Here is a 17,351-nt window from a genome sequence, read left to right as displayed (position 1 = left end):
CAGAAAGTGTGGGTATGTCATCCGGATGCAACTCGAGTCGGAATGTTGGCGCAGTCTCGTATTGATGACCTGTCGAATACTCGGGCGGTGTCCCGACCTGGCTTACGTTTCCCCCCTGAGGGCGGACCGGTATGCCCGGGTCACCGTCCGGCAGCGGTACCAGGCCGCTGCATCCGTTGCCGCAGCTCCGGGTGTCCCTTCAGGGGGATCACCACCCGCCTGTGACAGGAGATGACTAGGTCGCGACCTTGGCGTCAGCTTTGTTCACGAGTTCCTCTTCGGCCAATAACCTTGATGCTTACGACGGCCGGCCGGTGTGATACCCGGAGCGATCAAGCCCGTAGAACAACTCGTCCTGCAACGCACTCGGCGCGAGATCCGCGTTCACACGTTTCGAGGATGGCGCAAGGTCCGGGATGATGCCGACCCGCACCAACGCAGGTATACCGCCTGCGCCGCCCCCGCTCCCGTGGACGTGCCAAATGTTCGACCTGACGAACCGGTCTCGTGTGCGGTTCGTCGATGCGGGGTTATGTCGTGGCTGACGGGGTGGGATTGGAGCCATTGAGTGGCAGTGTTTCCCGGATTTCGTGGGGGGCTGCGCGGTGCGCGCGTTCGTTGCACAGGTGCCGGGCCAGCTCGCGGACGATGAGGGCAAGCTGCACTTCGAAGGCATGGCGGGTCCGGTCGACGGTGGGGGTCGCCTGGGCCAGCGCCCGGGAAAGGGCTGACTGGTCGGTTCGTGGTTCCCAGATGACAGACGGGGCGGCTAGGTCAAGTGCCGCCCCCAAGGACAGGGTGTCGAGCATCGTAATGGCCATGATGATGGCATCGGCTGCGAAACCGGCCTTTTCCAGGATCCCCGCGACTAGGTCGTATTGTTCGAGGGTGTTTGGGGCGCTGACGGTCTGCGCGACGAGGGCGGGGATGGCGGCGGGATGCGCGGCGAAGGAGTCCCGGTACGCGCGGGCCCATTCGGTGATGGCGTTCTCCCAGGGTGTGTCTGAGTTCAGCGAGGTGAGTTGAGGGGTCATCAGCCCGCGTATACCTTCGACGATGTCGGCCCTGCCCCGCACGTGGTGGTAAAGGGAGGAGACGCTGACCCCGAGCCGTTGGGCGAGTTCGGGCACGGTGAACCGGCCAACCCGGTCCGTCATCTCCAACGCAGTCTGAAAGATCAACTCGCGGGACAGGATGGCTTGATGCGGGCGCGGCACAGACTCTCTCCTTGACTGGTCTTTAGGTCATCATCGGCTATCGGGCCGAGTTTCAGGCTTGGTGCACAATGATTCCGTCAACAACTGTCAGCCGGACCGGTGATTCGGCGAACTCGTCGGGGGGCGCGGTCAACGGGTCCAGCCCGAATGCGCTCAGGTCCGCTCTGAATCCTTCGCTGATGCGACCGGTGACGTCGGACAGGCCTGCGGCGGCGGCGGCGTGGGTGGTGTAACCCTCGAGGGCCATCAACGCGGTGAGACCTTGGTCGGCGAGGACCGGTTCAATGTCGTGCTGACCGTGTGGGCGGCGCAGTTGCGCGTCGGCGATGACTCCACGGGCGTCGAAGGGCGCAATCGGCCAGTCCGACCCGAGCGCCAGTCGGGCGCCCACCTGCCGGAGGTCCCGGGTGCGGAAAGCGCGGTCCGCCCGGGTCTTGCCCAGGCGCTCGGACCAGTTGTCGGTGTGGTCGGCCTTGGTGTAGAGGGTGCAGTGGGTGGGTTGCATGCTGGCCGTGACGTTCTGCGTCGGGAACCGGCCGAGTAGGTCCGCGGGGATGGTTTCGATGTGCTCGATGCGGTGCGGCACGGTCGTTGCAGCGGAGCGGATGTGGAGAAGTGTGTCCAGGACGTACCTGACGCCGGCGTCGCCGATCGCATGGGTGACAGTGGGGACACCGTTGGCCGCGAGGTAGCGAACGGCTTCACGATAGGCGGCCGGTTCTGGCCAGTACGGTGCCGTTGATTCGCCGCGCGAGTCAGGCTCGTCAAGCCAGGCGGTGCCGCCATCGATGGTTCCGTCGATCATGAACTTCACACCGTCCACCTGCCATCGGCGTCCAGCCGCGCGCTGGAGATCGACGATGTGATCGAGACTTTCGCGTGTGGCCCCCGGCATGCAGAACGGAGCGAACCGTAATCGCAGCGGCAGCTCTACTTCCGCCGCGAGGGTGCCGATCAAGTGCCGGGCGTCACCCTCGAAATCCATGACGTTGCCGGCGGTCAGGCCAGTGGCGGCCATCTGGTTCAGCAACGTGTGCAGGCGACTGGTGCGTTCCTCCGCTGGTTGGGCCGGAACCTGTTCCCGGACCAGTTCATAGGCAGGTAGCTCCAGCAGGTGACCCGTGGGGCGACCGTACTCGTCGCAGACCACTCCGGCTCCGCCGTCGAAGGACCGGGGGCCGGTGATCCCGGACAGCTTCAAGGCGGCCGGGCTGGCAATGGCCGAGTGCGCATCGAAGAGCACGACAAGGACCGGTCGATCGCCAACGGCCTCAACCAGTGGCCTGTTGCTGATCGCTGCACCGCCGAACGCATTCGGGTCCAAGCCCCAGCCCAGCACCCATTCACCTGGCCCGCTGCCGGCGGATGCACGCAGCGCCGCAACGAGTTCCGGCAGTGAGCCGACGCCGCTGAGGTCGACACCCTGCGTCAGACCTAGGCCCATCACCGGATGGATGTGCCCGTCCACCAGACCCGGGGTGACGGTGGCCGCGTCGAGATCAACGACATCGGTTCCGCTACCCCGCCAATCATCGGCGTCCGACCGGTCGCCGATCCCGCTGATGATCCCGTTGCTGATAGCCACGGCCTGGGCGGACGGCCTGGCCCTGTCCATGGTGTGAATTCGGTCGGCCATAACGATGAGGTCTGCGCCACTCATGACCGTGTGCCCTGCGCGATCGGAGCGGCCGGGTCGCTGTGGCCGGGGTCAACCGGTTCCGGTGGCGGAATGTGCCCGTCCTCGGTGTGGATTCCGCCGATCCCGGCGAAGACAACGGGATTGCGGACCTTGAGGATGCTGGCAGCAATCCAGCCGACCACCAGGGTCACGGGCACGATCCCCACCAGCAGGATGTTCGTTGTCTGGTCGGCAGCGGTCAGCAGATCGATGTGCCAGACCAGCAGTGACACCGCCACTGCGAGCAGCACAGTGGCGACCCCTGCGCAAGCGGTCGCGAACCTCGCGTTGATGGTGTGCCAGCGGCGGACGAAATAGGCGACCACGGCCGCGGACGTGACCGCCTGCAGCAAAATGATTCCGACCACCCCGGGGGTGTTCACCTTGAGAAGCAGATCTGCATAGGGGTCCGCCCCGAAGACAGCGAACAGTGCGACGACGACCAGGGCGAGGATGCTCTGCGCCATGCCGGCGGCGGCCGGTGATCCGAATTGCGGGTGAGTATGCGCCAGCCGCGCCGGCAGCAGTCCGTCGCGGGCCAGGGTGAAGGTGTACCGGTTGATCGCGTTGTGAAAAGCGATCTGCGAGGCCAGGACGCTCGTGATGATCAGGATGTACATGGCATCACTGGCCCAGGTACCGACGTACTGCTCCATCGCGACGAAGAACAGTGATGCAGGGTCGGCGGCGGCCGCGGCGATGACACCCTGGTCGCCGAACGCCTGAATGATCGCCCACACCACCAGGCAGTAGAACAGGCCCATGAAGATCACCGCGGCGTAGGTCGCCCGTGGAATCGTCCGTTCCGGGTTCCGGGCCTCCGGCCGATACAACGCAGTGGACTCGAAGCCCATGAACGCTGCGAAACAGAAGGCCAGCACACCGAACATGCCGGGTGAGAACACGGCTGACGGTGTAAAGCTCGACCCGCTGAGGCCGTCGGCACCGCCCTGGAAGATGACAGCGAGCACCAGGAGCGCAAGGATGGCGGTTTCGGCGATCAACAGCACGCCCAGCACCTTCGCCCCGACATCGATTCCACGACGGCCAACGAACCACACGATCCCGATGGCCAGCAGGACGAACAGCCACCAGGGCAGGTCAACCCCGGTAAGGCGCTCGACCGCGTCGTGGGTCTGCTGTCCGAGCAACCCGTACACCCCGATCTGCAGAGCGTTGTACGAGACAACAGCCAGGATCCCGGACGCCATGCCCAGGCGGCGGCCCAAACCCAGGGTGATGTACGAGTAGAACGCACCCGCGCCCCCGGTGTGCTTGGTCATTGCCATGAAACCGACCGCGAAGATGACAAGCACGATCCCGGCTGCGAGATAGCCAACCGGGGCCCCGATCCCGCCGATCAGGATGGCCAACGGAGCCACCCCGGCCATCACCGTGAGCGGGGCCGCTGCCGCAATCACCAGGAACGCGATGTTGCTCGCACCCAACGCGTCGGCTTTGAGCTTCTCGGGCGCGGCCTGTGCCGGCGGGCCGGAAGCAGGAGCAGTGGACATTGTTGTTCTCGCCTTCTACGGCTGGAGGGCTGGGTTCGCTGGACCAAGATCAGGAACCGAATGTGATTCGGTTTAGACGACTATGGCGGCCGCGACAGAGGCCTGTCAAGAGGTTGCGGTAACGTTTCTTCAAGTTCTTCGCTTACCGTCAACGCTCCCGGGGAGGCTCATGTCCGAGAACCGGACGGGCGAACACGGCTCCGGTCGACGCGTCACCATCCGAGACGTTGCCCGAGAGGCCGGGGTGTCCGTCACGACGGTTTCCGCAGCACTCTCGGGCAGCGGGAGACTGGGTGCACAGACACGGCAGCGGGTGGCCGCGGCGGCCGCCGCCCTCGGCTACTCCCCCAGCCCGAGCGCCCGGCACCTGCGCACGTCACGCACAGGGACGATGGGGTTGTGCCTCCCGGACCAGGTGCTGACGTTGGAGTACTACATGCAGTTGGCTTTCGGGGCCGCGGAAGCGGCTATGGCCCAGGGTTTTTCGCTCACTCTGGTACCTGCACGATCGTCACCGAAGGCGATGTCCCAGATGCCGGTGGACGGCATGATCGTGGTGGACCCCGTCCTGGACGACCCCACAATTGCCGCGCTGGTCGACGCCGGCACCACTATTGTCACCTGCGAGGACGACCCGTCCGGAGCGGTACACGCGGGCTCCGTCGTCGGGGACCACCGGCCCGGCGTGAAGGCTCTGCTAAATCACCTTGTTGCCCAGGGCGCAGGCCTGATCGCCCTGATCGCCCCACCGGCGAACAGCAGCTGGTCAGCGACTGTGCGGTCGGAGTATCAGGATTTCTGCCGAACAGCTGGTGCCGCCGAGCTGCTTATCACCGTTCCGTTCATCAGCACCGTCGACATGGTCCGGGAGGCAACACATCGGGTCCTTGATCAATCGGCAGTCGACGCTGTGGTGGTCCTGCCCGACGGCGGAGCAGTCGGTGCGCTGCAGGCAGCAATGGAGCGCGGCCTCCGAACGCCAGCGGACTTACTAATTGGCGCCGGGGTCGATAGCACCGTCATGCAGTCCTCCGCCCCACCAATCACCGCACTAAACCTCAACCCGCGCCAAATGGGCGCCGAAGCAGCGCTGTTGCTGGGCTTGGCATTGAAGAAACAAGAGCATCAGAACCCGACGACCATCCCCATTGAGCTCAAACAGAGAGCCTCGACCCTCCGCGCAAGCTGACGGGCGCCAATTGAATGTGAATCAATGACACTGAATCCACCGAACGCGGGTCGTTCAAGAGGTCAACAACAGTGCCTTGGTCACCGACCGCTGCTTTATGCGCCTGTGTCACTGCCGCCCGGTCTCCGGGCCGCTCGAGGCGCAATCGCATGACGTCCGGAGCCAAGGTCATGCCAGGGACTTGTCAGCCGCGCTCACTCCGATTTCACTGACGCGGCGACCCCATCAGAATCACGCCGCCGATCTCGGTTCGCTGCCTTGGCTGAACCGGTTGGCCAGCATCCGATCCGGCCACGGGTGATCCGGTGACGCCGGAGTGAGCCGCTCGGCGAGGAGGCGGGCGTGGCGGTCGGCGAGCTGCCCGGCGCGGCCGACGATGGTCAGCTCACCGTCGATGTAGAGGCCGGCGACGACGGCGGTCGGGTGCTCGATGGGCCCGATGACGGCACCCGCGACGACATCAAAGGTGTTGCGCTGCTTAACCTTGACCCAGGCTCGTTCACCGGGGATGTACCGGCCGTTGGCAGCCTTGGCGACGATCCCCTCCACGCCGGCCGGCCGGTACAGCTGCATCCAGTGCCGGGCCAGCTCGACGTCGTCGGTGACCGGGGTCAGCTGCAACGGCGGCACCCACCCGGTGCCCAGTTCCTCGAGCGCGGTCTGCCGCTCGTCCCAGGGTCGGTCGCGCAGGTCCTGTCCGCGCCATCGGCCGGGCCGCGTTCTCCCTCGGCGCCGGTCAGCTCGCGGCCTCACTTGGCATCCAGACCGTGTTCCTGTGGGTGCTGGTCGTCCTCATGTTGGTCAACGCCGCCCTGCTCACCACCCTGTACTTCGTGTACCCGCGGGACGTCCGCAAGGTCACCGCCACCCTGGAACAGCGCCGGTCACGGTTCTGGCCAACTCCTGAGCAGCTGGGGACGGGCCTTCGTGGCCCGTCCCCCGATGTTCTCAAATCCCCCCAGAACACATCACGCCCCCCGCATTACTCGGGCGGCCGTCCACCAGCGAAGGAACCCCGTGACCTCAACCCGAATCACCCATCCCGATCAACAATCCTCGACCGACTACGACCATCTGATCGAGACTCTCGACCTTCCCGCGAAGGTTCGGTTACTCACCGGTGGGGTGACGTCTTCACCCTCGGCGCTGAACCGTCGATCGGTCTGCGCACCGTCGCCCTGTCCGACGGTCCAACCGGGGGCCGCGGCCTGAAGTTCAGCGGCGGACGCACCGTCGCGCTGTTTCCCAACGCCACCCTGCTCGCCTCCGCGTGGAGCGAGGACACGGCCTACGAGGTCGGCACCCTGCTCGCCGAAGACGCCATGGCGCAAGGCGTTCACGTGGTCCTCGGGCCGACGAACAACCTGCACCGCTCACTGCTCGGCGGCCGACTCTTCGATGCCTATTCCGAGGACCCCTTGCTCACCGGCAAACTCGCCGCCGCCTATGTTCGCGGCCTGCGGAGCCGACGTCGAAGGGGTCAACACGTCCGGTTGGGGCCACGTGCACACCATCTACCGCGACCCCACCAACGACTACGCCAACAGCGTCACCCAGCAGGCAACAACGGGCGGAATAGGCGCCGCAGGCGGTGGCGGAACTCCACCCTCCGGCGCCCCTGGCGGCACCGCAACCTCCAGCGGCTGACGCCAGGAGTACGTACGGATGAGCTTTTTGAGTGCCTTTTCTGTGCCGTTTGAAGCGAACCAGGGCCCATTGATGGTGTTCTGGGCTTCTGACCTGGGCCTTTGCTCCCCCGACTGGACTCGAACCAGTAACCGTCCGATTAACAGTCGGATGCTCTGCCAATTGAGCTACGGAGGACCGGCGCCGCCGGCTAGCGGTGACGCTGGACCAGAATAGCCCAGAACAAGCCGTGATCCGAACCGGCCGTCGCCCTGCGACGACGCGATAGGGACCGAACGGCCGACTCGGGCAGGAAGCGGGCAGCCGCGCGTCGGAACCGGTACGGGATAGGGAAGACTGACCCGACGAGTCCGGGTCGCCGGCCGTCACGAAGGAGGTTCCAGGGATGATTCGCCTGGTCGTCGGGATCGCCATCGGCTACGTGCTGGGCTCCAGAGCTGGCCGTGAGCGCTACGAGCAGATCCAGCGGTGGAGCTCCAGCGTCGCGGATCACCCTGCGGTGCAGGGTGCGGCCGGTTTTGTCCAGGCCAAGGTGTCCCGTGTTTTCTCGAAGGACGGCGGGTACTGACCGCTGGCGCAGAGCCGACCTAGTCCTCCAGCTGCCCGCGGCTCTTCTTCGGACGGTGGACGTCCACCCCACCCATCAGCGCGAGCCCGTTGATCCGCACCACCGGCCCGTCAGCGGGTCCGCGTTGGTTCGCGTTGTCCTCGAACGCCCCCATGAAGCCGACGCCGTTCACCTGCACGGTGACACCCTCGGGTACGACGATGTCGATGCCGCCCATCACCGCGACAGCCGTGATGGTGACCACCTGCTCGGCGAAAGTTGCTTTTGTGAGATCGATGTCGACCCCGCCCATCAGGGCCAGCGCGGTGAACTGAGCGGGCACCACCCACGGCCCGTTGCGGGTTGCTCCCGACATGATCCCGACCGCGACCGTCGAGGTGGGAACGCCACCGATCGGGATTGACACGGCGGACGAGGGTGTGGACTTGTTCAGGTTCGGCCGGGTCTGCGGCACCGTTGGCACCCGCGGAACCAGCGCAGCATGGCCGGGTAGATCCCAGGTGATCGGCTCCAGCTCGCTGAGTGTCTTCGACGCATACACGGTGTCCAGCCGCTCCTGCAGTTCGGCGACGCTCAGCCGGCCTTCCGCCATCGCCGTCTGCAGCACCTTCGCCACCGCCTCGCGATCGGCGTCGGAGGCGCGGAGCTTTCCGGGATCGAACGGCGCGTCGGAGGCATCTGTCACGTGCAAAAGCTTAGCCCGGTGATCGTTCTCGGTCCTCGGGCAATTCAAGCCCCGATCATTCCGGGCCGCTGGACTCCAGCTCGGCCGCGACCGCGTCCACCGCCTCCGGGAAGCCTGCCGCCCAGACGTCGGCGCCCGGGTCGAGCCGGACCTGCCTGACCAGGCCGTCCCGGCCGGGCATCCGCCGAAGCACCACCCACCCTGCGGCGCCGGGGTGCTGGAGGTGCGTACTGGCCGCCACCGATCGCCGCACCCTGGTGTGAACGACGTCGGTGAGGCCGGTGCGACCCGCGAGCTGGTACCGCCGGACCGGGTCGTCGACGAGCACCTGGGTGCCGTCGGGTAGTTCGTCCACAACATGGGTCGGCGTGATCAACAGCGTGGACCCGGCCAACGAGGCCTTGGCGACCAGCTCCCACCCCAGCCGGGTCGGTTTGTCGTTCTCGACCAGCCACAGCCCGAACCGGCTGGCGGCCAGCACGCCCGCACCCTCCAGATCGGCGAGAACGAGCACCTGCTCGTCTTTGTCCAGGGCTTCGGTGAGGGCGCCGGGAAGGGTTCGGCGCTGCCAGGGCCGCCACCTCATACGGAATCCCCCCGCGCCCGGTCGGCCAACGCGCGCCGGTAGTTCGCGACGGCGAGCAAGTCCGCCTGCAGCTCACCGGCCCGATCCCGGTCACCGGCGGCTTCTGCCCTCTGCAGCGCAGATCGCAGGTCCCGCTCGTCGGCGATCGCCACCCGCAAGGCCATCCCGGCGACGATGGCACCTGCGTAGCGGGCATTCACCTGCAGGGGCGATACCGGCGGCGCCTGCACGGCGAGTTCGGTCACCAATGACCGCAGAACGCCGGCAGGGAGCCGTTCGGCGACCGCGTCGACCCAGGCCGCGGTCGATCCGTCGCCCGGCGGTCCTCCGGCCGCGGTGATCGCCTCGTGGACCGCCGCGTAGGCCGGGTTCGTATAGGCCTCGACCCGCACATGCGGGTACCCGTCGACCACGAGATCCGGTCGCTGCAAAGCCAACTGGAGCGCTTGGCGTTCGACCAGGAACGACCGGTCGGAAGGATTCGGACGTTCGAGGAGGACCGGCGGGGTGCCGGCGCCTTCGTGGTCGAGGTCGTGCGGGGGTTCGAGGTCGGTCTCCGGTGGCTCCGGCGGTAGGTCCTGCGCTGGCGAACCGTTGCGGGCCTTGCGCTCTCGCGGATCGGGAGCCGGCGGCCGGCGGTCGGCCTGTCGCGCCGTCCGCGCCGCGGTCGCGTCGAACTCCCGGATCCGCTGCTGGATGGGCGTCAGCTCCGAACCCAGCAGCCCGGCGAGCCGCCGGACGTACTCGTCACGCAGCGTCTGCTCCTTGATGCCGGCCACCAGCGGGACGGCGGCGTTGGTGGCGGCGACTCGCCCCTCGGCGGTGTCGAGGTTGTAATGATCGAGGGTGGTCTGGATCGCGAAGGCGAAGAGCGGGGTGCGGTTCTCGACCAGCGCCCGGACCGCCTCGTCTCCCTTGGACTGTCGCAGCTCACACGGGTCCATCCCGGCCGGGGCCACCGCGATGAAGGTGTTGGCGGCGAAACGCTGGTCGGAGTCGAACGCCTTGAGCGCTGCCTTCTGCCCGGCGGAGTCACCGTCGAAGGTGTAGACCACCTCGCCCCTGATCACGTCGGAATCCAGCAGATACCGCCGCAGCACGCTGATGTGCTCGTCGCCGAAAGCCGTGCCGCAGGACGCCACCGCGGTGGTCACGCCGGCCGAGTGCATCGCCATCACGTCCGTGTAGCCCTCGACCACCACCACGCGGCGTTGCCGGACGATGTCACGCTTGGCCAGGTCCAGACCGAACAACACCTGAGACTTCTTGTACAGCATGGTTTCCGCTGTGTTGACGTACTTCGCCTCGAGCCGATCGTCGTCGAACAGCCGCCGCGCGCCGAAGCCGACGACGTCGCCGGAGCTGTCCCGGATCGCCCACAGCAGCCTGCGGTGGAACTGGTCGATCGGCCCGCGTTGGCCCTGCTTGGCCAGTCCTGCCCGGTACAGCTCCTCCAGCGAGAACCCGGCCGAGGTCAGCGCCTTGACCAGCTTGTCCCACCCCTCGGGGGCGTAGCCGCAGCCGAAATGCGCGGCGGCCGCCAGGTCGAATCCCCGTTCCGCCAGGAAGTTCCTGGCCGTCTCCGCCTCGGGCGCCGTGAGCTGCGCGGCGTAGAACTCGGCGGCCGCCTTGTTCGCGGCGAGCAGGCGCGGGCGGGTCCCGCGTTCGGCGCGGGTGGAGGTGCCGCCTTCGGTCATGGTCAGCGGGATGTTGAACCGTTCGGCCAGCCTCTGCACGGCTTCCACGAACGTCAGCTGCTCGATCTCCTGCAGGAACCGGAAGACGTCGCCGCCCTGCCCACAGCCGAAGCAGTGGTAGTAGCCCCGCGCCGGGGTGACCTGGAAGGAGGGGGTCTTCTCGTCGTGGAACGGGCACAGGCCCTTCAGGTTGCCGCCGCCCGCATTGCGCAGCGCGACGTACTCCCCCACCACCTGCTCGATGCGGCTGGCGTCACGGACCCGTTCCTTGTCCGCTTCCGATATCCGCCCCGCCACGCAGGCGAGTCTATGTCCGCTGCCCGGTGCCGCTCGCCGGTTGTGCACCTCCGCGGATCGGTCAGCCCTGCGGCTCCGCCGTCAGACCGCCGCGCTGAGCTTGTCGACAGCGTGCCGGTCCAGCCATCGGGCGACCCCGCGAGCGGCCACCCGGCCGGCCCGGTTCGCACCGATGGTGCTCGCCGACGGCCCGTACCCGACGAGCTGGATCCGCGGATCGGCGACGGCCGTCGTGCCGTCGAGTTGGATGCCGCCATGAGGCGAGCGCAAACGCAGTGCGCCGAGGTGTGAGACGGCGGGCCGGAAGCCGGTGGCCCACAGGATGACGTCGGCCCGTTCGAAGGTGCCGTCGGCGAACCGCACCCCGGTCGGTTCGACGAAGGTGAACATCGGCCGGCGCTGGTAGGCGCCGAGCTGCTCGGCCGCGCGTTCCTGCTCACGTAATGCCAGACCGGTCACGCTGACCACACTCGCGGGCGGAAGACCCTTGCGCACCCGGTCTTCGACGAGGGCGACGGCGGCGCGGCCGGCGTCCGGTGTAAAGTCGTCGGTGCGCCAGACCGGCTCGCGACGGGTGACCCACAGCGTTTCGGTGACCGGCGCCAGCTCCCCGAGGAACTGGACGGCGGACGCGCCGCCGCCCACCACGACCGTCCGCCGGTTCCGGAAATGCTGCGGTCCCGGATAGTCGGCGGTGTGCAGTTGTTCCCCGCGGAAGGACTCCATCCCGGGGTAGTGCGGCACGAACGGCCGCGACCAGGTTCCGGTCGCGTTCACCATAGTCCTTGCACGCCATTGCTTGTCATCGGCCCGCACGGCCAAGACGCCGTCCTCGTCGCGGACGCTGTCGACGCGAACGGGCCGGATGATCGGGAGCTGATGGCGGCGTTCATAGGCGCCGAAGTACTCAGGCACGATCTCGTTGGCTCGGGCGGCCGAGCCCCCAGGCGAGCGCGAGTCGGGCAGCGCGGCCACTCCGTGCACGTCCGCCATGGTCAGCGAGTCCCACCGGTGTTGCCAGGCGCCTCCCGGCGCCTCGTCGGCGTCCAGCACAACGTGCTCGATGCCGAGCCGCTGCAGGTGATACGACGCCGACAGGCCCCCCTGGCCGGCGCCGATCACGATCGAGTCGAGAAGGTCCACAGTGCTTGTCAACGCAGTGCCCGACCGCGGAATTGCTTCGTTCCAGGTGGATCGGGACACGGCTGCGGCCGGCTCAGCGCATCAGCCGGCGGTGCCGGGTGATTGCCTGCGCGTCGGTCAGCAGCGATACCTGATCCAGCACGATGCGCAGCTTCTCCGCGTCGCCGCCCGCGGCGTCGTAGGAGCCGGCGAACATCGGGTCGAGCGCCGCCGATCCCAGCTCCGCCGTCCTGACGACGAGTTCGGTGAGCAACCGCTGCTCCCGCTGCTGGATCGCCAACCGGGCGGGATCGGCCATCACGTAGCGCCGGGCGATCGCCTTGAGCAGCGCGACCTCAGCTCGCAGCACATCGGGCACCCGAAGGTCCGCGTCGAAACGGCGGAGCGGCCCCGGGCCGGCAGCCGCCCGGGTCGCCGCGATCGCACCCGTCGCGAGCCGGCCCGTCAGCTCACTGGTGAGGCGTTTGACGGCGGCGTCCGCGACCGGGCCGGGCCGGTGACCCATCGCCGCACCGACCACGGGTAGCGCGAGCAAACCGTCGAGCACGGCACCGAGATCGTCGATCGACTCGCCGGAGAACTGTTGTGCCGCAACGGCGACCGCGACCTTTTCGTCCGGGTGGGTGAGCCGGCCGAGGTCGATCCGGCCGGCGCTGACACCGTCCTCGACGTCGTGTACGGAGTAGGCCACGTCGTCGGCCCAGTCCATCACCTGGGCCTCCAGGCTGCACCGGCGGTCGGCCGGGCGGCCCGCCCTGACCCACTCGAACACCGCGGCGTCGTCGGTGTAGACGCCGAACTTGCCGCCCCTTACCGGTCGCTGCCACGGGTACTTGATGACCGCGTCCAGGGATGCCCGGGTGAGGTTCAGCCCGGCGGTCCGACCATCGTCGGTGATGATCTTGGGCTCGAGCCGGCTGAGCAGCCGCAGGTTCTGCGCATTGGCCTCGAAGCCCCCCGCGGGGGCGCCGACGGCGTCCAGCGCGGACTCCCCGTTGTGGCCGAACGGCGGGTGCCCGATGTCGTGGGCCAGACCGGCGAGATCTACGAGATCGGCGTCACAGCCGAGTTGTTCACCGATCTCGCGGGCGATCTGCGCCACCTCCAGCGAATGGGTGAGCCGGGTCCGGGGCACCGCGTCCTCGTCGGGAGCGACCACCTGGGTCTTGCCGGCCAACCGGCGGAACGAGCCGGAATGCAGCACCCTGGCCCGGTCGCGGGAGAAGGCGCTGCGCCCGCCGGCGCCGGCGGATTCCGGCAGGCCGGCCGTCTTCTCCGGTTCGACGACGAGTCGCTCCAGGTCGAACGCGTCGTAGGTGGCTGAGTGCGGAGAGGTCATCGCTACATCACGGTCGTTCCCGCGCCGGAGGAGCCGCCGGTGAGCCGGTAGTACAGAACGCCCAGGGTTTCCCGCAGCACATAGGGAAGCCGGACGTCGCTGTCGAGCGCCGGGCCCTGCTGGACGGGCGACACCTGCACCGACAAGCCGAGATCGGTCGCCATCGCGGCGGCACGCGCGGCATGCCATGGGTCGGTGACGACGACGACCGACCGCCAGCCGTTGTCGTCCAGCAGTTCGTCGGTCGCCCGCAGGCTGGCCAGGGTGTCGTCACCGGTCCCGACAGCAAGCAGCACGGAACGGTCGATGCCGTCGGCCGCCAGGTAGTCGGCTCCGGCCGCGCCCTCGGTCGTTCGGTCGCCGGTCCGGCCGCCGCCGACCGTCAGGATCCGCGGGGCGACGCCCTCCCGGTAGAGCTCGGCAGCGTGGTCGAGCCTCGCCCTGAACACCGCCGACGGTTCGCCGTCGTACTGGGCGGCGCCCAGCACGACGATCGCATCGGCCGCCGCCCGCTCGTCGGCCGAACCCGTCTGCACGACACGCACGGCGACGCCACCGACGATCAGCGCGGTGACCAGCACGGCGCCACCGAGGTAGCGCGGCAGGGTTCGCACGTGACCTCCGGGCGCAGGATCGTGGATCGGCGCCGGTCGGCCGCCGGCAACCGATCATGCCAGGCGGACCGACGCTCCCATCCGCCTCTCACTCCATGAGCCGGGGAGTGACAGGGACGCCTTGTACGGTGCCGTCATGCCCCGTTCGTCCTCCCGCCGGCTTGCCGCTGTGCTCCTCGCCGCGGCGCTGACCGCCGCCTGCTCGTCCACCGTGGCGGGGTCCGCGGTCACCGGCTCCGTTCCGCCCAGCGGGGCACTGTCCAGTACAGCGCCGCCCTCTCCTACCTCGGCGACGCCCCGGACGAGCCCGTCGCGACCGAGCCCGCCCCGGCCGACGCTGCCCAGTTCCTCCCCGTCCAACTCCTCGCCGCCCAGTTCGTCGAGCGCGGCGGCAGACTCCGACGGCTCGGACGGGACCATCGGCGACGTCGGTATCGGGGACCCCTATTACCCGACCTCGGGCAACGGCGGCTACCAGATCGACTCGTACGACATCGATCTGCGCTACGAACCGGACACCAACGACCTGCAGTCCACGGCGCAACTCGACGGCACGGTGCTGTCGGACGACGGGCTCACTCAGTTCAACCTCGACCTGCAGCCCGCGCTCACCGTCACCGATGTCACCGTGAACGACGCGCCCGCCACCTTCGAGCAGGACGAGGCGGAACTGGTCGTCACGCCCGCGGAGCTGGTTCCGTCTGGGGCGCCGCTGGCGATCACGGTCACCTACGGCGGCAATCCCGGGTTGATCAGCGGCGGCACATCGGGACTCAGCGACGGCGGGTGGTACCGCACGGCCTCCGGCGGCGCGGTCGTGACCGGCGAGCCGTTCAGCGCGTCGGCCTGGTACCCGGTCAACGAGCACCCCGCGGACACCGCGTCGTTCGCCGTCACCGCCACGGTCCCCAGCGGCTGGAAGGTGATGTCCAACGGCGTCCAGCAGACGGATCTGCCGACGCCGGAGGCAGGTGAGGAGATCTACCGGTGGGAGCTCAGCGAGCCGGTGGCCAGCTACCTGACGACGATCTACATCGACGACTTCACCGTGGTGGAAGGCGAACTGGCCGACGGCACGCCAGTGGTCTCCGCGATCGCCGCCGACGCGAATCCGGACGCGACCAGTCTCGCCAAGAGCACGGCCCGGATCGTCGACCTGCTGTCGACCTATTTCGGGCCCTACCCGTTCCAGGCGGCCGGCGGCATCTTCACCGGGCTGGACATCGGCTTCGCCCTCGAGACGGCCAGCCGCCCGACATACGGCGGTGGCCGGATCGCGAGCTTCGAAACCGTGGTGCACGAGTTGGCCCACCAGTGGTACGGCGACGACGTCACGGTGCAGCGCTGGTCGGACATCTGCCTGAACGAGTGCTTCGCGTCCTACGCACCCTGGCTGTGGGCCGCCGACGTGGAGAACCAGGATCTCGACAACCTGTGGAAGCAGCAGATGGTGAACGTCGCCGACCAGCCGGACTTCTGGCGGTCCCCGCTGGTCGACATGGGTCCGGGCGAGGAGTTCACCCGGGTCTACGACCGCGGGCCGCTGGCTCTGCACGCGCTGCGGAACGAGATCGGTGACGACGCGTTCCTGACGCTGCTCAAGCAGTGGCCGTCGACCTACGGCGGGAAGAACGCGACGTTCGAGGACCTCGAGACGATGGTGAACGCGCTGGCCGGCCGGGACGTTACGCCGTTCATGGACGCCTGGTTCCGCGGGACGACGGTGCCCGCCCCGGAGTTCAGGTACCCGGGCGACCTGGGCAACTGAGCCTCAGCAGCCCACCAGCCGCGCCGCGAGGTACGCCTGAACCTGATCCAGCGCGATCCGCTCCTGGGTCATCGAATCCCGGTGCCGGATCGTGACGGACTGATCCGCGGCGGTGTCGAAGTCCACCGTCAGGCAGAACGGCGTGCCGATCTCGTCCTGCCGCCGGTACCGCCGGCCGATCTGCCCCGCGTCGTCGAAGTCGACGTTCCAGGTCCGGCGCAGTGACGCGGCCAGATCCCGGGCGATCGGCGACAGGTCGGCGTGCCGGGACAGCGGCAGCACCGCGGCCTTGACCGGTGCGAGACGGGGGTCGAGCCGCAGCACCGTCCGCTTGTCCACGCCGCCCTTGGTGTTCGGCGCCTCGTCCTCGGCGTAGGCCTCCAGCAGGAAGGCCATCATCGGCCGGCCGACACCGGCCGCCGGTTCGACGACGTACGGCGTCCAACGCTCGCCGGTCTCCTGGTCGAAGTAGGACAAGTCGACACCGGAATGCTCGGAGTGGGTCTTCAGGTCGAAATCGGTGCGGTTCGCGATTCCCTCGAGCTCGCCCCATTCGCTGCCCTGGAACTTGAAACGGTACTCGATGTCCACCGTCCGCTTGGAGTAATGGGACAGCTTCTCCTTGGGATGCTCGAACTGGCGCAGATTCTCGCGGTCGATACCGAGGTCGACGTACCACGCCGTCCTGGTGTCGATCCAGTACTGATGCCATTCCTCGTCGGTGCCGGGCTTGACGAAGAACTCCATTTCCATCTGCTCGAATTCGCGGGTACGGAAGATGAAGTTGCCGGGGGTGATCTCGTTGCGGAACGATTTGCCGATCTGCCCGATGCCGAACGGCGGCTTCTTCCGGGACGACGCGGCGACGTTGTTGTAGTTCACGAAGATGCCCTGTGCCGTCTCCGGCCGCAGGTAGTGCAGGCCGGATTCGTCCTCGACGGGGCCGAGGTAGGTCTTCAGCAGGCCGTTGAATTCCTTGGGCTCGGTCCAGGCGCCGCGGCTGCCGCAGTTCGGGCAGGTGATGTCGGCCAGGCCGTTGTCCGGCTGACGGCCCTTCTTCTCCGCGTACTCCTCTTCCAGGTGGTCGGCGCGGTACCGCCGGTGGCAGACCGTGCACTCGACCAGCGGGTCGACGAAGGCGGCGACGTGCCCGGAGGCGACCCACACCTGCCGGGGCAGGATCACCGACGAATCGAGCCCGACGATGTCGTCGCGGGAGCGGACCATCGCGTTCCACCACTGCCGCTTGATGTTGTCCTTCAGTTCGACACCGAGCGGGCCGTAATCCCAGGCCGACCGGGTGCCGCCGTAGATCTCGCCGCTCGGGTACACGAATCCCCTTCGCTTGGCGAGGGAAACAACGGCATCGATGCGGTCGGCCACGGCGAACTCCTGTGCTGCGGGCCCAG

Annotated in this window: 14 protein-coding genes, 1 tRNA gene and 2 pseudogenes; 5 read left to right on the top strand and 12 right to left on the bottom strand. The window is 67.9% G+C overall.

From position 1 onward, the window contains the following. Positions 1-530: 530 nt before the first annotated feature. From ACVBEQ_RS17295 to ACVBEQ_RS17285, 3 genes are read right to left on the bottom strand one after another with little or no spacing between them, the layout of a single operon-like run. On the bottom strand, positions 531-1,217 hold the full coding sequence (locus ACVBEQ_RS17295; RefSeq protein ID WP_447154548.1) for a TetR/AcrR family transcriptional regulator: 687 nt from the start codon (positions 1,215-1,217) through the stop codon (positions 531-533). Positions 1,218-1,269: 52 nt separating this feature from the next. Continuing rightward, complete coding sequence (locus ACVBEQ_RS17290) at positions 1,270-2,832, bottom strand: amidohydrolase (RefSeq protein WP_473163186.1); 1,563 nt, start codon at positions 2,830-2,832, stop codon at positions 1,270-1,272. Positions 2,833-2,873: 41 nt separating this feature from the next. Next, positions 2,874-4,409, bottom strand: coding sequence for an APC family permease (locus ACVBEQ_RS17285; protein ID WP_447154546.1), 1,536 nt, complete (start codon positions 4,407-4,409; stop codon positions 2,874-2,876). 82 nt (positions 4,410-4,491) lie between these two features. Here ACVBEQ_RS17285 and ACVBEQ_RS17280 point away from each other — a divergent pair, with 82 nt between their 5' ends. Then, entirely contained in the window at positions 4,492-5,598 is a 1,107-nt protein-coding gene (locus ACVBEQ_RS17280) for a LacI family DNA-binding transcriptional regulator (protein ID WP_447154545.1), read from the top strand. Between the two features lie 231 nt (positions 5,599-5,829). Here the strand turns inward: ACVBEQ_RS17280 and ACVBEQ_RS17275 are convergent, their stop codons facing one another. Beyond that, positions 5,830-6,351 (bottom strand): ATP-dependent DNA ligase, encoded by a 522-nt coding sequence (locus ACVBEQ_RS17275; protein ID WP_447154544.1) that lies wholly within the window; start codon positions 6,349-6,351, stop codon positions 5,830-5,832. Positions 6,352-6,392: 41 nt separating this feature from the next. Here ACVBEQ_RS17275 and ACVBEQ_RS17270 point away from each other — a divergent pair. Continuing rightward, positions 6,393-7,007 (top strand): annotated as a pseudogene (locus ACVBEQ_RS17270) (hypothetical protein); the annotation flags it as partial. A 46-nt stretch (positions 7,008-7,053) separates the two neighbouring features. Next, positions 7,054-7,245 (top strand): annotated as a pseudogene (locus ACVBEQ_RS17265) (DUF3500 domain-containing protein); the annotation flags it as partial. A gap of 104 nt (positions 7,246-7,349) precedes the next feature. Here ACVBEQ_RS17265 and ACVBEQ_RS17260 read toward each other — a convergent pair. After that, positions 7,350-7,422 (bottom strand) — tRNA-Asn (locus ACVBEQ_RS17260). Positions 7,423-7,630: 208 nt separating this feature from the next. Between ACVBEQ_RS17260 and ACVBEQ_RS17255 the strand changes: the two genes are divergently transcribed. Further along, positions 7,631-7,813 (top strand): hypothetical protein, encoded by a 183-nt coding sequence (locus ACVBEQ_RS17255; protein ID WP_447154543.1) that lies wholly within the window; start codon positions 7,631-7,633, stop codon positions 7,811-7,813. Between the two features lie 19 nt (positions 7,814-7,832). Here ACVBEQ_RS17255 and ACVBEQ_RS17250 read toward each other — a convergent pair whose 3' ends face one another. The 6 genes from ACVBEQ_RS17250 to ACVBEQ_RS17225 all read right to left on the bottom strand — a co-directional run bounded on the left by ACVBEQ_RS17250 (position 7,833) and on the right by ACVBEQ_RS17225 (position 14,174). Beyond that, complete coding sequence (locus ACVBEQ_RS17250) at positions 7,833-8,498, bottom strand: DUF1707 SHOCT-like domain-containing protein (RefSeq protein WP_447154542.1); 666 nt, start codon at positions 8,496-8,498, stop codon at positions 7,833-7,835. A gap of 55 nt (positions 8,499-8,553) precedes the next feature. Continuing rightward, positions 8,554-9,084 carry a hypothetical protein gene (locus tag ACVBEQ_RS17245; protein WP_447154541.1) on the bottom strand — a complete coding sequence of 177 codons (531 nt, stop codon included), beginning with the start codon at positions 9,082-9,084 and terminating at the stop codon, positions 8,554-8,556. Continuing rightward, the gene (gene dnaG / locus ACVBEQ_RS17240; protein WP_447154540.1) at positions 9,081-11,078 is read right to left on the bottom strand and encodes a DNA primase; all 1,998 of its coding nucleotides are present in this window, start codon (positions 11,076-11,078) and stop codon (positions 9,081-9,083) included. The genes ACVBEQ_RS17245 and dnaG overlap by 4 nt, the downstream gene beginning before the upstream one ends. 81 nt (positions 11,079-11,159) lie before the next feature. After that, entirely contained in the window at positions 11,160-12,221 is a 1,062-nt protein-coding gene (locus ACVBEQ_RS17235; protein ID WP_447154616.1) for an NAD(P)-binding domain-containing protein, read from the bottom strand. A 73-nt stretch (positions 12,222-12,294) separates the two neighbouring features. Then, complete coding sequence (locus ACVBEQ_RS17230; RefSeq protein WP_447154539.1) at positions 12,295-13,560, bottom strand: deoxyguanosinetriphosphate triphosphohydrolase; 1,266 nt, start codon at positions 13,558-13,560, stop codon at positions 12,295-12,297. A gap of 2 nt (positions 13,561-13,562) precedes the next feature. After that, complete coding sequence (locus ACVBEQ_RS17225; RefSeq protein WP_447154538.1) at positions 13,563-14,174, bottom strand: YdcF family protein; 612 nt, start codon at positions 14,172-14,174, stop codon at positions 13,563-13,565. A 136-nt stretch (positions 14,175-14,310) separates the two neighbouring features. Here ACVBEQ_RS17225 and ACVBEQ_RS17220 point away from each other — a divergent pair, with 136 nt between their 5' ends. Beyond that, positions 14,311-15,942 (top strand): M1 family metallopeptidase, encoded by a 1,632-nt coding sequence (locus ACVBEQ_RS17220; protein ID WP_447154537.1) that lies wholly within the window; start codon positions 14,311-14,313, stop codon positions 15,940-15,942. Between the two features lie 3 nt (positions 15,943-15,945). On the opposite strand, the gene ACVBEQ_RS17215 is transcribed toward ACVBEQ_RS17220, so the two are convergent. Beyond that, positions 15,946-17,325 (bottom strand): glycine--tRNA ligase, encoded by a 1,380-nt coding sequence (locus ACVBEQ_RS17215; protein ID WP_447154536.1) that lies wholly within the window; start codon positions 17,323-17,325, stop codon positions 15,946-15,948. Between the last annotated feature and the right edge of the window lie 26 nt (positions 17,326-17,351).

This window comes from Nakamurella sp. GG22, assembly GCF_052976845.2.
The sequence above is the reverse complement of the archived record's forward strand: the minus strand, read 5'-3'. Positions and strand labels throughout refer to the sequence as shown.